Origin of the sequence: Streptomyces aureocirculatus (genome assembly GCF_000720475.1) — a bacterium.
Classification (GTDB): Bacteria; Actinomycetota; Actinomycetes; order Streptomycetales; family Streptomycetaceae; genus Streptomyces; species Streptomyces aureocirculatus.
In genome coordinates, this window is the sequence record NZ_JOAP01000087.1 from 1 (window position 1) to 15,465 (window position 15,465).

At 65.1% G+C, this 15,465-nt stretch carries 11 protein-coding genes and 1 pseudogene; 4 read left to right on the forward strand and 8 right to left on the reverse strand.

The genetic code is table 11. From position 1 onward, the window contains the following. Positions 1-479 precede the first annotated feature (479 nt). Together IG78_RS0139405 and IG78_RS0139410 are read left to right on the forward strand one after the other, a co-directional pair. Positions 480-1,214, forward strand: coding sequence for a hypothetical protein (locus IG78_RS0139405; RefSeq protein WP_030574032.1), 735 nt, complete (start codon positions 480-482; stop codon positions 1,212-1,214). A gap of 337 nt (positions 1,215-1,551) precedes the next feature. Further along, positions 1,552-3,327: an IS1182 family transposase gene (locus tag IG78_RS0139410; protein WP_199813365.1), complete on the forward strand. Its 1,776-nt coding sequence runs from the start codon at positions 1,552-1,554 to the stop codon at positions 3,325-3,327. Between the two features lie 57 nt (positions 3,328-3,384). On the opposite strand, the pseudogene IG78_RS47070 reads toward IG78_RS0139410, so the two are convergent. The 6 genes and pseudogenes from IG78_RS47070 to IG78_RS0139440 form a co-directional block, all read right to left on the reverse strand. Beyond that, positions 3,385-3,579, reverse strand: a pseudogene (locus IG78_RS47070) (LLM class flavin-dependent oxidoreductase); the annotation flags it as partial. 246 nt (positions 3,580-3,825) lie between these two features. Further along, the gene (locus IG78_RS0139420) at positions 3,826-4,617 is read right to left on the reverse strand and encodes an inositol monophosphatase family protein (RefSeq protein WP_051853499.1); all 792 of its coding nucleotides are present in this window, start codon (positions 4,615-4,617) and stop codon (positions 3,826-3,828) included. 9 nt (positions 4,618-4,626) lie between these two features. Further along, complete coding sequence (locus IG78_RS0139425) at positions 4,627-5,064, reverse strand: NUDIX hydrolase (protein WP_030574041.1); 438 nt, start codon at positions 5,062-5,064, stop codon at positions 4,627-4,629. 16 nt (positions 5,065-5,080) lie between these two features. Beyond that, a complete protein-coding gene (locus tag IG78_RS47075) occupies positions 5,081-7,285 on the reverse strand; it encodes a bifunctional SDR family oxidoreductase/aminotransferase class I/II-fold pyridoxal phosphate-dependent enzyme (protein WP_159398285.1) in 2,205 nt (734 codons plus the stop codon). 98 nt (positions 7,286-7,383) lie between these two features. Further along, positions 7,384-7,653: a hypothetical protein gene (locus IG78_RS0139435; RefSeq protein ID WP_030574047.1), complete on the reverse strand. Its 270-nt coding sequence runs from the start codon at positions 7,651-7,653 to the stop codon at positions 7,384-7,386. 709 nt (positions 7,654-8,362) lie between these two features. Beyond that, a complete protein-coding gene (locus IG78_RS0139440; RefSeq protein WP_030574050.1) occupies positions 8,363-10,132 on the reverse strand; it encodes an MFS transporter in 1,770 nt (589 codons plus the stop codon). 642 nt (positions 10,133-10,774) lie between these two features. On the opposite strand from IG78_RS0139440, the gene IG78_RS0139445 reads away from it, so the two are divergent. Beyond that, positions 10,775-11,956 (forward strand): MFS transporter, encoded by a 1,182-nt coding sequence (locus IG78_RS0139445; protein WP_404827840.1) that lies wholly within the window; start codon positions 10,775-10,777, stop codon positions 11,954-11,956. Between the two features lie 658 nt (positions 11,957-12,614). Here the strand turns inward: IG78_RS0139445 and IG78_RS0139455 are convergent. Both IG78_RS0139455 and IG78_RS47085 read right to left on the reverse strand, forming a co-directional pair. Then, on the reverse strand, positions 12,615-13,607 hold the full coding sequence (locus IG78_RS0139455; RefSeq protein WP_051853502.1) for a ParB/RepB/Spo0J family partition protein: 993 nt from the start codon (positions 13,605-13,607) through the stop codon (positions 12,615-12,617). A 704-nt stretch (positions 13,608-14,311) separates the two neighbouring features. Continuing rightward, a complete protein-coding gene (locus tag IG78_RS47085; RefSeq protein WP_078965936.1) occupies positions 14,312-14,776 on the reverse strand; it encodes a group II intron maturase-specific domain-containing protein in 465 nt (154 codons plus the stop codon). Positions 14,777-14,813: 37 nt separating this feature from the next. On the opposite strand from IG78_RS47085, the gene IG78_RS48850 reads away from it, so the two are divergent. Then, the coding region (locus IG78_RS48850; RefSeq protein WP_107055114.1) for an IS5 family transposase at positions 14,814-15,465 on the forward strand (652 nt) is incomplete at its 3' end.

Sequence of the window (15,465 nt, forward strand, 5' to 3'; positions counted from 1 at the left end):
CCCGTAGCGTCCGTCACCAGGCGATGCTTGCTGCCCGCCCTGCCCCGGCCGACGGGGCTTCGTCCCGTCTTGGCTCCCCCTTCAACGCCCGGATGTGGGTGGCTTTGTCCACGAGAACCGACAGCACCAGTACATGAGATTGGGAGGCGTCGGCGGCGCGTCGTGTTCGATGTTCATGAGAAACAACAGCGCCCCCAGCGCCCCAGCGCGCCCCGCCGCAGGGCCTCGTCCCGGGAAGCCGCGATGAGGCCCCAAGTAGCTCTGCGTAGTGTTCCGATTCCTTGACGTCCGGCCGCGGAGCCCGCGCAAAAACCGATTGGCGAATCACGGCAGCCGCTGCTACTTTCGCGGAGGCCGTGCGAGAGAACGAGGAGGTGGTACCCGTGAACGTATCGATATGGGTGCTCTCCTCCGGGGTCACGGTCGGGCGATAGGTCGTCCGGGAGCGCCGTTCAAGCGCACTCCCGAAAGGCACGACCATGGCCCTTCACTTCACTTCCGAAAAGCGCCTCGACGACGGCGTCCTCGAACGCGAATTCACCCTCGGCGACATCCCCGGCATCCTGTGGACGCCCGCATCCGCACCGGCGCCGCTGATCCTGCTCGGCCACCCCCCGCTCGGACTGCACAAGATGTACCCCCGCCTGGCGGCGCGGGCCCGCAGTGCCGCGGCCGAGGGCTTCGCCGCGGCCACCATCGAGCTTCCCGGGAGCGGTGACCGGCCCCGTTGGGCCGCCGCCGAGCAGGCCCGCGCCGACCTGCGCCGGGCTATGGAAGCAGGCGAGCCGGTCAGCGACGAGATCATCGACGCCCTCATCCTCCCGCTCGTCGACAAAGCGGTCCCGGAATGGCAGGCCGCCCTTGACGCCCTCCTGCCGCTGCCCGAGATCGGCGGCCCGGTCGGGTACTCGGGGGGAGTGATCTCCATCGGCATTCGCCTTGCGGTGGTCGAGCCGCGCATCGTGGCCGCCGGCTTCTTCGCCGGGAGTTTCGTGCCTCGCGCCATGTTCGAGGAGGCCCGCCAGGTCACCATTCCGCTGCACGTCCTGCTGCAGTGGGACGACGAAGGGAACGACCGGCAGGCGGCCCTGGACCTGTTCGACGCCTTCGGCTCCAAGGAGAAGACGCTGAACGCCAATATGGGCGGGCACACCGGCGTCCCGCAGTACGCGGGTGACCCCGCGGCACGGTTCTTCACCCGGCACCTGAAGTGAGGCCGGACCGCCAGGCCATCAGCAGACGGTAAGCCACGTTGGCCAGGATGCTGCTCGTCGAGGGCAGGTCCCGGCGCTCCTCTGCTGTCTATGCTGCGGGCCCCTGCCAACTCGGCAGGGGCCACGCTGCCCGAAGCCATGAACTGTTCGATTTCTGCAGTGCTTCGGGTGCTGCCCAATCTCGTGTCCAGGTGCTGTCGGCTCTCGGGCTCTGGCTCAACTTCTGGATGCTGTTGGTGATCTTCACTCGGTGGAGTGAAGCCTGCTGACTGCGGCTGTGTTCATGCCCTTGCGGTGCTGCGCTGGTGGGAGCGGGGCGGTTTCGGCGGTCGGAGGGGTGACCGCAGTGGCAATGGGTTCGGTTTCTGGGCGGGTGATTCCGCCGTTGACCGTGCGGATGGCACGGGCGAGCAACCCACGGGGAACGGCCGCGATGTGGGTGCGTGATCGGCTGGACGGTCTGTTCACCGATGCTGACTTCGCCGACTGGTATCCGGCTGACGGACGGCGTGGGCTGTCGCCGGCTCAGCTGGCTCTCGTGTCGGTGCTGCAATATGCGGAGAACCTCACTGACCGGCAGGCAGCGGACGCAGTCCGCTGCCGTCTGGACTGGAAGTACTGTCTGGGCCTAGAGCTGGACAATCCGGGATTCGACTTCACGGTCCTGAGCGAATTCCGTGGCCGGGTGGCTGAAGGTGACCGCGCGGACCGGCTCTTGGCGCTGATCGTGGACCGGCTCGCAGAAGCCGGCCTGGTCAAACGGCGGGGACGGATCCGAACGGATTCAACCCATGTGCTCGCGGCGGTGCGCCGTCTGAACCGGGGTGAACTGGTCGCTGAGACGCTGCGCTGTGCTCTGGAGGAACTCACGCTGCAGGACGAAGGGTGGCTGGCCGCTCTCGTGACTCCTGACTGGGCAGACCGGTATGGCCGGCCGGTGCGCTATGACCGCCTGCCCCCTGGCGGAGACCCGTTGATCGCCTGGGTGCAGCGGGTGGGTGAGGACGGGCTGCATATCCTGCGCGCCGTCTATCGCGACGATGCCCCTTCTGGCCTGCGGAAGTTGAGATCGGTACAGGTCCTGCGGCAGGTCTGGGTCCAGCAGTACTGGCACGACGAAGCGGGCCAACTCCGCTGGCGGGCAGCGAAGTCGACCCGTGACCGAGCCAGCCGCAGGACGATGGCGCAAAGGAACACCGGCAAAGCCTCAGCAGACGGCCGGCCGGATCCTGCTTCAGCACGGGTGCCATGGTCCACGATGGAGATCGTCACCCCGCACGATCCCGAGGCCCGATACAGCCAGAAGGTCACCGCGGCCGGCCAGCGCGACTGGATCGGCTATCGCGATCACCAGACCGAGACCTGCGACGAATCCTGCCCCAACGTCATCGTCCAGGTCGTCACCCGCCCGGCGCCGCAACAGGACATCGACGCCCTCGACGACATCCACCAACAGCTGACCCGCCAGGGCTTTCACCCCCTCGAGCACGTCGTCGACGGCGGCTATGTCACCCTGGACAGCGTCCACCGAGCAGCCATGACCTGGGACATCCCCCTGCTCGGCCCGGTCCGCGAGGACCCACAGGCCGCCCAGCGGCCGGGCTTCACGAAAGAGGACTTCCACATCGACTGGGAGAACCACACCCTCACCTGCCCGAACGGCATCACCAGCCCGCCCTGGAAAACCGCCCTGGGCGACGGACACCCCCGACTGTCCGTCCTCTTCCCCCGCAAGGCATGCCGGGAATGCAAGGACCGCCTGAAGTGCACCGGCAATGTCGATGGCAAAGGACGCCACATCCTCCTGCTGCCCGAGCCCCAGCAGAAGATCCAGTCCCAGGTCAGGAAAGAGCAGAAGACTAGCAACTGGCAGCGACGCTATGCCATCCGCGCAGGCTGCGAGGCCACAGTCTCAGAGACCGTCCACGCTCATGGCCTGCGTCACTGCCGCTACCGCGGCCTGGCAAAGACGCACGTCCAGCACGTACTACTCACAGCCGCCGGAACCAACATCGTCCGACTTAGCGAATGCTTCCCGCCCGGCACTACAGCAGCTTCTCCAACACGACCACCCAGCCACTTCCGGCAGCTCTGCCAAAGACTAACGGCCTAGAGATCACCAACAGCATCCGGAAGCTGAGCCAGAACCGGCTCTCGTGGACAAAGCCAGGGAGGTCGTCAGCGCGGCCGCGGTCAGCAGCATCCAAGGGTCTCCGAAGGGGCGCCCCTGGTGCTGTCGGTGCAGTACATGGTCCCAGACAAAGAGCCCGTCCCAGCCGGCCTGTTCTGCGGCAGCCGCCACGGTCGCGACGTTACGGGGGTCGGCGAAGTCACCGAACTTGGGGATGTTGATGGAGAAGCGCATCCCAGCAGGATGTGTAGCAGGTCGCGAAGGGGCAATCGGATTCTGGCCAGACCGCTTCACCGAGGACGCCACCAGGAAATTCACGTGACCGTCGGCACTACCGTCCGGGCCCGGGGCCATCATGTCGACTGCCTCCTCGCCGCCGCTGTGGGCGTGGACGCCCGCGCCACCTGAATCAGTCTCGCCCGGCACAATCGGGAAAAGCTTCGGCTCCTCCCTCGATGTCATCCCCTCTCTGACTCGCCCTCAGCGCAGTTGCTGTGGGCTTGCTGTGTGGACTCGTTGTAACGCTTCGGTCAGGTGCGTGTGTAGCCGACCTGTCGCCGCCGCGACGACCGATGAGGACCGGGGAACCATCGCGTTGCCTTCGACGGTGGTCGCCACGCCTCCAGCCTCGTGCACGATGAGTGCGCCGGCCGCATAGTCCCAGGGGCCCCCGTCCACTTCGACCATTGCGTCCGTCCTTCCTGCGGCCAGCGCACACAGGGCGCCGGCACCGCAGCCAGTCATGCGCAGGGTCCGGGCGTGAGGCCACAGTGTCAGGGCGATGCGCTGGGCCTCTTCCTGCCAGGGTTTGTGGGAGGCGGAGCACTCAACAACGGAGGCGGACAGCCGTTTCTCTCCGCTGGTTCGCAGTGGAGAGCCGTCCAGGTACGCGCCCTCACCGAGCCGTGCGTGGTACAGCTCGTCTGTCTCGGGGGCGTAGAACATGCCCAACTGCACCTCGTTCCGATGGGCATAGGCGATGCTCACCCCCCACGGGCCGAGCCCACGGGCAAAGTTGATCGTGCCGTCAAGGGGGTCGATCAACCACAGGTGCTCATCGGAGGAGCCGTGTTCGCCGCTCTCCTCTGCCAAGATGCCATGGCCGGGGAAGCGTGCTCCGATGGCATCGATGATGAGTTGCTCGGACTGAAGGTCCGCGGCGGTGACCAGGTCCCAGCTTGACTTGTTCTCCTGCTGGTACGCACCGCTACGGAAGAGGTCGGCCAGGACCGCTCCGGCCCTGCGCGCGACGTCCGCCATGAAGTTGTGCACTCTCTGCTCCTATCGGGCACCATGCGTGTGCTGCGAAAAGAGCTCCCGGTGTTGGGCGGTGAAGTCCCGCAAGATGGCGTTGTCCTCGTATGCTAACTCGCGACCGGACGCTTCGAGAGGGGTGAACCATCTGACGTCCTGCCCCTCTGTCAAGACGATCTCCTCAAGCTCGAACGCCGCCTTTGCCCAGAAAGTGTGCTCGGTTCCGTAGAAGCGCACGGCAGAGCAGTGCAGATGGACCTCTGACGGGGCGAGGGCGACACCCAGCTCCTCGTTGATCTCCCTTCGTACGCATTCCTCAGGCGTTTCCCCCGCCTCCATATGCCCTCCGGGCAAGCACCACTGGTTCGGGTAGGGGATCGAGGGCTTGTCGTCACGCAGGTACAGCAGGACGTCGCCACGGTTATTCACCAGAATGATATTGGTGCCGTTGGTCTTCTCAGGCATATCGGTTTCTGGCCTTTCAGCGCTGTGTGGCCAGGGCAGTCTTGCGGACTGCCGTGATGACACTCTCCACATCTGCAGGGGTCATCTTCGGAAAAAGCGGCAGTGACACTATGCGCTCCGACGTGTCTCGAGCCACCGGCAGGTCGTCGGGGTGCATATGCAACTCTTCGCGGTAGTAGGGCTGCAAGTGCATGGAGACGAAGTGGACTCCAGTTCCGACACCTTCGGCCTTGAGCGCAGCCATGAACTCGTCGCGGGTGATCGCCAGCAGGTCCGTGCGCAGCTCGAGCACGTACAGATGGTGGACGTGGCGTGTGCCGGGCCGAGTGGCGAGCGGGCGCAGGCAGGGTAGGTCGGCGAACGCCTCGTTGTAGCGGCGGGTGTAGCGCTCCCGTATGGCAATGAACTCTTCCAGTTTGGGCAGCTGGTGAAGGCCGACGGATGCCTGCACGTCCGTCATGTTGTACTTGTAACCCGGTTGGACGAGCTGCCAGTGCGGAGAGCCGTCGCGTGCGTGCCTCTTCCACGCATCCTTGGTTATGCCATGCAGGCTGAGGACTCTGGCCCGCTCCGCTATCTCGTCGTCGTCCGTCACGAGCAGGCCGCCTTCGATCGTGGTCATGTTCTTGGTGGGATAGAAGCTGAACGCCGCGGCCGTGCTGAGCTTCCCCACCTTCATGCCTTGGTACTCGGCCCCCAGGGCGTGCGCCGCGTCCTCGATGACGGTCAGTCCGTGCCGCTTCGCGATGTCGTTGATCGCCGTCATGTCGCAGGGCTGGCCTGCCATGTGGACGGGCAGAAGCACCTTGGTACGCGGGCTGATCGCCGCCTCGATCAGGGATACGTCGATGTTCAGGGTGTCGGGTTCGATGTCAACGAAGACCGGGGTGGCACCGAGATGGATGACGACGTTCGCGGTCGCAGGCCAGGAGACCGGAGTGGTGATCACTTCGTCGCCCGAGCCCACTCCCGCAGCCGCGAGCGCCACGTGCAGAGCCCCTGTGCACGAGTTGAGAGCGACCGCATGCTTGACTCCAAGATAGGAAGCGCAAAGCTCCTCGAACCGCTTGGTCTTGGGGCCTGTGGTGAGCCAGCCGGACCGAAGGGTGTCGAGGACCTCGTCCTCTTCTGCCTTGCCCAGATCCGGCAGCGCCAAGGGGAGGAAGGAGCGGCGCACAGGTTCCCCGCCGTGGAGCGCCGGCTTCGCCAGCAGCTCTCGCAGAGTGGCAACGGTGTGGTAGCGAGAGTCGTCGGCATCCGGGAACATGCCGTCAGCCAGAGCCTTTTGGATCTCGATGATGCCGTCGCGAACGGTGCAGAGAGGGCTGAACCCGGTCGCTTGCTCGAACCGCTCCCCGGAAACCTGATAGCTGCGCCGGTCGATCTGGTCGGGTATGAGTCGCAGCTCAACGTCATCAAACGCGTGGGTCACCTGCTGGGCGATGTGGCTGACCCGGTAGTTGGAACCGGCCACGTTGAAGATCCGACCGCCGCCGATTCGCTCCTGCGGCAGGCGAAGGCACAGGAGATAGGCGCGTGCCGCGTCCGTGACGTGCAGGAGCGGGCGCCACTGCTCGCCGTCGCCATGGACCTGTACATAGCCGTTGGTCGCGCCGGACATCGTCATGATGTTGGCCACCAGGTCGAAGCGCATGCGAGGTGAGAGGCCGAAAAGAGTCGCCTTGCGCAACGACATCGTGTGAAAGGTGTCAGTCGCCAGAGCGAGCAGGGCCTTCTCCGTCTCCAGCTTGGTTCGGGCGTACACGGTCAGCGGGCTAACGGCGTCGTCCTCGGTCCGCCGCTCGTCGCCGGAGGGGCCGTAGACGCTGCACGAGGAGGCGAAGAGGAATCGGCCGACCCCACGCTCCTTGGCGGCTTCGGCTAATTTGATCACCGCGTCGCGGTTGACCGCCTCCGTCCAGCCAGGGTCGAGGTCACCGGCGGGGTCGTTGCTGAGGGCCGCCAGGGCGATGACCGCGTCCGCTCCGTCCACCAATGAGTAGTCGAGATCGCGTACGTCGGCGTGGACGACGTCCAGTGTGGGGTGGTCGATCACTGGCTTCAGTACCTCGATGCCGAAGTAGTACGTGTCGACCGCAGTCACTTGATATCCCGATTCTAAGAGCAGCGGGACGAGTACCGCGCCCAGATAACCGCCGGCACCGGTGACCAGTACCCTTTTGCGGTGTTCCGGGAGCTTCAAAGACGATGAATGAGTCATGCCACGTACCCCTAAAGACGACGGTGGATAGGTTTGCTGGCCGTGGGTGATCGTGAGGCGTCCGCTGCATGAGCAGTGCATCTCGGCAAGGGACCGCTTCACGTTGCGTACTGAGTCGCCCTCTGGTTAAAGGTCATGACTGCGGTCGCATCGGTATTCCAGAAGGCGTTGACGGTTTCCACAGCCGACCCCGGTAATCTTGCCGCCACTTCGAGATTCGCCTTCTCCACCTCTAGGAACCTGGCGAGTTCTCCGATGTACGGCTGCAACACATCCTGCGTGCGCACTGGATCGTCGTCAACATAGGTATGGCTGTTCGCAATGAGTGCGTACGCACGGTCGGCGCCCGCCGCCGCTCGGCCGGGCACGATGCACGCTCAAGCCTCTCGCGCGTCCTGAGGTCTGCGTCCCTCGGCGATGGTTCCGTCCGCGGTCCACCCTGCCCAATGAAAGGGACTTCGACTCCACGACCCGGGTCGCGCCGCTGGCAGGATGGCGAGCGGGTCCACGAGGTCACCTCGATGTGCACGGCATGGCCGTTCAACTGCGCAGACGCACGGGGGCAGACCACGACGTTTACGATGGTCTCCTCCAGGGGCGTCAGCGGCGACGCTGCCTTCGCCCTGGCCCACCGCCCATGCACTCACGTACGTCGCTACCGGTGCCTACCAGCGACCCCCTGAGTGAAGCCTGACCAGCGTGGCCAGTTGCATGGCTCGCAGCTCTCAGTCCGGGGTTACGCAACGGCAAACGGGGCCGCCTACTCGATCATCGACTGACCCATGACGTCGGCCCCTACAAACGGCCGCGCTTGCGTTATCCATGGCGATGGGGTGCGCAAAGAGGACAGCCGGTCCTGCCAGGGGTCAGTGCACCGCGCGCCGGTGGGTGGACTTGGGCGCTGCTGGACCTGGCCGACTTCGCCGCCGACCTCACGCACCTGGCCCTGGCCACCGAGCGGGAGATAGCACAGGTCCAGTACCGCCCCCACCCGATCACAAGAACTTCGCCGCCCATCCCCCTAGCGAGAAAGCTAAGAAGGTGGGCGGCTATGTGCGGCGTGTTCCTGCCTTGGGGCTATTCCTGCAATTCATCAGGGCAAGGTGTACCGCGTGGCATTTTGTAGCGCGCCCCTATCCGGTATTCACCGGCACGCGGCGCATGCAGCACCGTCCACTCATCACGCGGCTCGCTACCCTTCTCTTCTTCCTCCGCTTTAGTCAGGCAGCCGTTGACGTTCACCGCAGGAGTTTCCTCGTCACCCTTCTGCGGCTGTTCCACGTTACCGCCGTAGTGGTCTACCAAGCCGAGCCAAGGCGAGTACGGGATACGGACGAGCACCTGGCCTGGCTTGTGAACCTGGAGTACCACCTCCTCGGCCCGCAGATGCTTCACAGTGGCCGCCGGTTCCGCCAAGGACTTCGGGTCACGTACCTTATAGAGCTTCCACCTGGAGTTAGACCACAACTGGTCCAGATAAGGCAGGCCGCCCGCCACCAGCTTCGCCTCCGCCTCGCCAGCGACATCCGGGGCGTCCTTGGGCAGTACGACGAATCGCACTGCCCAGCGGCGCAGCCACTGCTGGTATTCCGTCGGAGACAGGGACTTGTCTTCACCGTAGAAGAGCGGGTTGCGTTCTTTGTCCGCCTGCCGGTTCCAACCGCGGGCCAAATTAACGTGAGGGGCAAGCGCCGAGGCCTCGCGGTGGCTGCGCACCGGGACCACCTCGACCCGACCGCGATCCGCCTCGACCCGGTCCAACTGGCTTAGCAGCGGCGGCAGTTCACGCGACCAATAATTGGCCGGTCTGTTCGCGATGATGTCATTGGTAGCCTGCGCTCCCTGCCACACCGTCACGATCACGACGGCCATGGCCAGCACGGCCCATCTGTAGCCGATGAGGCGCATCATGGAGAGGCGCGGAATCTTGATCTCCGGCAGTGCGGCGAGCAGCGCCACCCCACCGAAGATCATGCCGAAGCGGGTCATATTGGAGCCGATCTGTGAGGGGATCAGCCAGACCAATGCCACTCCGAGCGCGTAAAAGAGGGAGACAAGCCGGACCGTACGCCACTCCTTCGGGATGAAGACGAAGACCGAAACGGAGCACAAGATCGGCAGGATCGTCTTCTCGAGCGTCATCGGCATCGTCCCGGAGAAGGGAAAGAGCCAGTGCGAAAGCCCGACCACCAGCACTGGCGTGCCTCCGAGAGCATAGGCTGCGGGGCGCCGTCCAGTCAGCCACAGCGCCACAGCCACAATCCCGACGTACAGTCCCGCCACCGGGCTTGACGCGGTGGCAAGCCCTGAGAACAGGGCGACGATCCCAGCCCGCCCGACTCGGTGGAACCACCACTGCGAACGCCATTTCGCCGGATAGGAGAAGACCACAGCCACGGCCGCGAGCCCGAACATCACACCGGTCCCGAAGCTCACCCGGCCCGAGATCGCGTTGCCGACCAAGGCGAGGGTGCCGTACAGGGCAGGCCACAGCGGGCGGCGCACGGCGCGGCTGCGCGTCAGGATCAGCGCCAGCAACCCGGCGGAAATCGTGCCCACGATCGCCATCGTTGTCCGGACTCCGACGGCCGCCATCAGGTATGGCGAGATGACGCTGTAGGAGACCGGGTGCATTCCGCCGTACCAGGCGAGGTTGTATGCCGAACCCGGGTGATGGCGCGCGAACTCCGCCCATGCGTCCTGGGCAGCAAGGTCGCCACCGCTGTTTGCGATCAGCAGCAACCACACCAGGTGCAGGATCGCCGCCAAGGCCAGTGACGCGAGCACCGGGTGCGCCGTGACTTTGGCGAGTCCGCTCCAGCCACCGGGCCGTTCCTCCCTGTCCACCTCCCTCGGGCAGGGCTGCGATGAAGTTAAGCCATCCCCCTCGGCCACATCTTTGCTCGTCTTCTCGTATCGACTCGCGTCCACAGCGGCTGTCTTCCTGCCTTCCCTGAGGCGGTCGCTCATTATTAGCCCCCGAGCCCGCCACGGCCGGTCGAGCCGCAGGGGGGTCTTTGACGTTAACACGCAGTGCGTAAAGCCAACTTGGAGGTCACCGCTCGTGTTCGAATACCAGCCATGCCGTCCTCGGAGGGGATTAGCAGGCTGAAGAAGTCGTCCGTTGCACTGATGTGGGGCGCTCTCAGGGGTGTAGACGGCGTCGGAGGCGCACGAGACGCAAGCCACGGACACGAGTTCCTGGCAAACCCCCGACAAGTTGGGTGCCCTGGTCAACGACGCGGTCATCGTCCAGGGCGGTCCGATCTACGTGCGGCAGGCCCGCTGGTGATCGTCGACGGGGGGTGGTGACGACGTTCAGGCTCGGTCACTCCTCACACGGGGAGAAGCGGACACTCCTGCGGATCAAGCTTCGCCCGTACGCTGTGGATCTTCGTGGTTGGCGAGGCCGCGTACGGCGGTTCAGGGAGGGACAGCGGCATGGGCACAGCCTGTGACACAGGGGGGCAAGACTGGACGCAACCGCAGATGCGGCAGGCACGGTGGGCCATCGCGCTGGTGTTCGCCGTGCACGGTGCGGTCACCGGCAGCTTCGCCACCCGCATCCCCTGGATCCAGGACCACGCGGGTGTCAGCTCCGGACAGCTCGGATTCGCTCTGGCCTTCCCGGCGATCGGTGCCGCGCTGGCCATGCCGCTGGCCGGGCGAATCAGCCACCGCCTCGGAGCTCGGGCTGCGCAGCGCTTCCTCCTCGCGCTGTGGTGCATCTCCCTTGCCCCGCCCGCCTTCTCCCCTGGCCTGTCCACGCTGTGCCTCGCATTGTTCGGCTACGGCTCCATGTCCGGGATGGCGGATGTGGCGATGAACGCCCTCGGGGTCGAGACCGAGCGGCGCCTCGGCCGGTCCATCATGAGCGGCCTGCATGGCATGTGGAGCGTCGGTGTCCTGGTTGGCTCCGCGGCGGGCACCGCCGCTGCCCACACGGATGTCGACGCCCGGCTGCACCTGCCGCTGGCGGCCGGGCTCCTGACCGTGCTCGGCATCCTGGCCTGCCGGGGTGTCTTGGACTTACGCAGCACCCCCGGCGGCCAGCCGCCGCCTCGCTTCGCCCTGCCGCCGCGGTCCGCGCTGCCGATCGGCGCGATCGGGTTTTGCGCAGTCTTCGCCGAGGGCGCGAGCCTGGACTGGGCGGCGGTCTACCTGCGTGATGCGCTTGGTGCCTCGGCCGGAGCCGCCGCGGCCTGCACCACCGCCTTCACTTGCACCATGGCCATAGCCCGGCTGATCGGTGACGCATTGGTGGAGCGATTCGGGCCGGTGCGGGCCATACGCACCGGCGGCGTGCTCGCCACACTCGGCGGGACGATGGTAGTGACGGCGGCTCATCCCGCCGCGGCAATGGGCGGGTTCGCACTGATCGGGCTGGGCGTCGCGCTCGTCGTACCGCTCGCCTTCGCGGCCGCCGGCCGAGCGAAGACAGGTGGAGTTACCCCCGGGCGAAGTTCTGCGGGAGGGCCCGCGCCCAGCCAGTCGATCGCGGGCGTCGCGACCATCACCTACACTTCGGGGCTCATCGCCCCATCAGCCATGGGGTCGATCGCGTACGCGACCTCGCTCACCGTCTCTTTCGGGCTGGTCACTGCACTGGCCTGTGCCATAGTGCTCGCCGCTGGCGTATTGCGGCCTGCGCAGCAGCACGTCGAACCGTGAGCGGCCGTCAACCGATCGTGGAATGGCGGGGCGAACCGAGCGGTGCCGACAGGACCCGGTGCCGTTGTTGTATGCGTCCGAGCTGTTCCGGTATACGGCCGCCCCATCGCGTGATTGCCTCGCACAGGCGTGCAGCGACGCGGCTGGCCATCCCACGGGTGCGCCAGTTTACGCCTTCTTCCGCCCCGGGCGCGGGCACGGGCTGGTCACCAAGTTCCATGACCGACCATGCGGACGGCTCAGGGGGCTTGGGGCCGAGCCCGCAGCAGGGATCATCGACGCGAAGTCGGTGCGGGCCGCCCTGAGCGTCGACGTCACGCACGTGACCGCCTGGGCAGGTGCCGTCTACGCCGCGTTCTTCGTGGACACCTGCTCCCGCCGCATCTTCGGCCGACGCACCGCGCTATTGAAGAAGACCCACCTCGTCTTGCCTCGTTGTACCTGCAGGAGCGTTCAACTGTGGGATCCGGGCAGTTGAACACCTGGGCGTCTCGGCCGTGCGCTTTCGGCACTCGACGGCGGGTTCGCCCTGACCAGACTTCCGGGAGCAGGCTACTCGGACCGGAGGGAGCGTGGGTCGGGCTCTTCTGGCGCACGTGTTCACGCTGACGCATGGAGGGGGCGACTGCGCAAGGTACACACCGGAGTGACATGCCCGTCAGGTCGGCTTGATGTGGCCCTCCAGGGTCTCCGCGAGTTTCTGCCAGACAACGGAGCAGTTCCTCGCCACCAGAGCAATCTTTTCCGCTAAGTGGGGAGGCAGTTCATCGGCAAGGTTCTCGTCAAGGCAGAACACCCTCATCAGTACAAGCAGGGTACGCCCGCGCTCGTTCATGTGAAGCGACGGATCCTTGCTCAGCTGTTGCCACATCAGCTTGAGTTCCTGGCTGGAGAGGACCTGGGGCCGAGCCAGCGCCGGACCGGCATCTTTGCGCTGCGAAGCCCTCCCAGATGCCGCGGGGATCACGACGTCTTCACCCTGCCGAAGGCGTCGTCGCACGTCACTCACCGTGCCCAGCGACAGGCCGACCTGGCGGGCTATCTCGCGCAGCGGTGCCTCCGGCCGGGCGGTCATCAGCTCACCGGCCCGTTGCCGCCCGGCCACCGTGCTGAGCGGACGGGTCCGCCCATCCCTTCCCACGCGGACCGCCAGTTGACCGGCTCCCCCAGCGGCGTCCCGGAGCTTGGCCACCGTGTGCGCGGATATGCCCACGGCCGAGGCTATGGCCCGATCCGACCACAAAGGGTGCGTCCGGAGCACCCGTGAGGCCGCTGCGCAGCGGTCGGCGGTCGTCAGCGGAAGCCCGTGGGCGATGTTGGCTTGGACGGCGTGGAGGAAGGCCGCGTCCGCGCTTCCGGTGAACAGAATCGCCCTTATCGTCCGGTCACCCCGTTGCTTTGCAGCATGCAGCCGGTGCATTCCGTCGATGACTCGGCGAGTAACGCCGTGGACTGTAATGGGCGGCAATTCTTCTTCAATCTCTGCAATGAGCTGCACATGCCCCTCATTCACCCCCTCCAGGCGTGGCGAGTCCGCCGGCAGGATGTCTGCAATTTCCAGGGTGACAACGCTACTTTCGTGATCGAGCTCGAGTTCCTGATCACACTGTTTCCTACGGGCGCGGATGGCGTTCTCGCTCTGCATCACCATTGCGGCTCTCTCCCCTTGATAAGGCCGTTCAGTGAACACCTGGACGAGCGTACGTCATATACCCCTGGCCTAACCATGCCGTAAACACTTATGGCTGATCTTGCCTCTTCCGACGACATCGTGCATACGCCACACAATGTCTAATTTACTAGTATTAAACCGCAAATATATGGTTTGCTCAATTCGTCCACAGGCTGATCCGTCCAGTGGGTTTCCGCTACGGCGGGTCCACCGCGAGGGTGGGGCCCATATATTGACTGGCGCGCGAGCTCATCGCGCCCGGAAGTTGCCTGCTGAGGGTCAGGGCCGCCGGACGCGAGACCCGCAAGGCCGCTGCCAGCACCGATCTGCCGATGTGCTGACTGCTGACCGAATGGCCCGCCACCGAGGATGGGCCGGTGCAGTTGTGGCTCTCCAACCTGACTGAGAACACCCCGCTGCCCCCCTCATCAGCGCTGCGAAGCTCCGCTGGCGCATCGAGAACGACCACCGCGAGATGAAACAGGCAGGGGGCCTGCCCCACTCGAAGGCCGCGCCCGGCCCACTTGGCATCACCGCGGCACTCCTATCTCGGTTACCCGCACCCTCTGCGACCTGCACCGCGACCAGGTCACCAAAGCAGACAGCGCCAATCTGAGCCTCTATCGAGTCATCCGCAAACCGCAGTTGCTCCTCGCATGCTGGACCGGCACCTGTCCCAGGTGTCATCGCGACAAGTTTGCGAATTCCTCCACGCAAGAAAAGCATTTCCGGCTAACTCTGCAGACCCCAGACCAGCCGCACTCTCCTTCCCGAAGTCGACATACTTGTAGAAGTTTCTGTCCAAAGGCACAGAAATCAAGATTCCGGTACGCCCTAGACGACGAGTAGGGGCTGTAGTACATAGACCACACCTTAGCGAAAGAGTTAAGAGTGAGGATCAGGTCCTCATGGCTCGCTTGTCCGTTCGTACGCTGGATAATCTGCTTGATCCTCTGCCTGGCCCTTCGTACCGCGTTCTTGGATGGGGTGATCAGGACGGCGCCATCCGCATACTTTCGGATGTGAGTGCCCAGAAAGTCGAACCCTTCCGCGAGGTGGACTACGCGCGTCTTCTCCTCGTTAAAGGTCAACCCTCGGAGCTTAAAAGACGGTGTCCTACGTGGTGAGGCGGAGTAGAACCTCAACATGAGTCAAGGGACGTAGAGTTGGGTCGTTCCGGACGGGTTGTGGGAGATCGCGAAGCCGTTGCTTCCGCCGTCGAGAGTGCGACCGCAAGGCGGGGGGACAGTGAATACCCCTGATGAGACGCTGTTCGCCGCGATCGCCTATGTGCTGGTCAGCGGATGTGCCTGGCGGCATCTGCCGCCCTGCTTTGGGATCTCGAAGTCGACTGCTCATCGGCGGTTCCTGATCTGGTCCAGAGCCGGTGTCTGGGGCCGGCTGCACGAGGCCGTGCTCCACCAACTCGATGACGCAGGCCTCATCGACGTCACCCGCGTCGTGCTCGACACCGCCCACGTCCGCGCTAAAAAAGGGGGCGAACACACAGGTCCGAGCCCCGTGGACCGGCGCAAGCCGGGTACCAAGATGCACATCCTGTCGGACGCGAACGGACTGCCCCTGGTCGTCGGGATCTCCGCGGCGAACGTCCACGACAGCGAGGGACTGAAGCCGATAATGGCGGGACTCCAAACGCAACACGACCCGCATCGCGGCCGTCATTTCAAACCCCAGCGCCTCCATGCGGACAAGGCTTACGACGTCCCTCACCTGCGAAGATGGCTCTGGGGCAAACACATCGGCGTCCATATCGCACGCAAGGGCATCGAATCCAGCGAACGATTGGGACGTCGCAGGTGGGTCATCGAGCGAACCT

What these genes read in the sequence shown, in the direction of transcription:
- IG78_RS0139405 (WP_030574032.1), top strand. Translation starts at nt 480, where the DNA reads ATGGCCCTTCACTTCACTTCCGAAAAGCGCCTCGACGACGGCGTCCTC.
- IG78_RS47075 (WP_159398285.1), bottom strand. Translation starts at nt 7,285, where the DNA reads ATGACTCATTCATCGTCTTTGAAGCTCCCGGAACACCGCAAAAGGGTA.
- IG78_RS47085 (WP_078965936.1), bottom strand. Translation starts at nt 14,776, where the DNA reads ATGTTGAGGTTCTACTCCGCCTCACCACGTAGGACACCGTCTTTTAAG.
- IG78_RS0139445 (WP_404827840.1), top strand. Translation starts at nt 10,775, where the DNA reads ATGCGGCAGGCACGGTGGGCCATCGCGCTGGTGTTCGCCGTGCACGGT.
- IG78_RS0139455 (WP_051853502.1), bottom strand. Translation starts at nt 13,607, where the DNA reads ATGGTGATGCAGAGCGAGAACGCCATCCGCGCCCGTAGGAAACAGTGT.
- IG78_RS0139425 (WP_030574041.1), bottom strand. Translation starts at nt 5,064, where the DNA reads ATGCCTGAGAAGACCAACGGCACCAATATCATTCTGGTGAATAACCGT.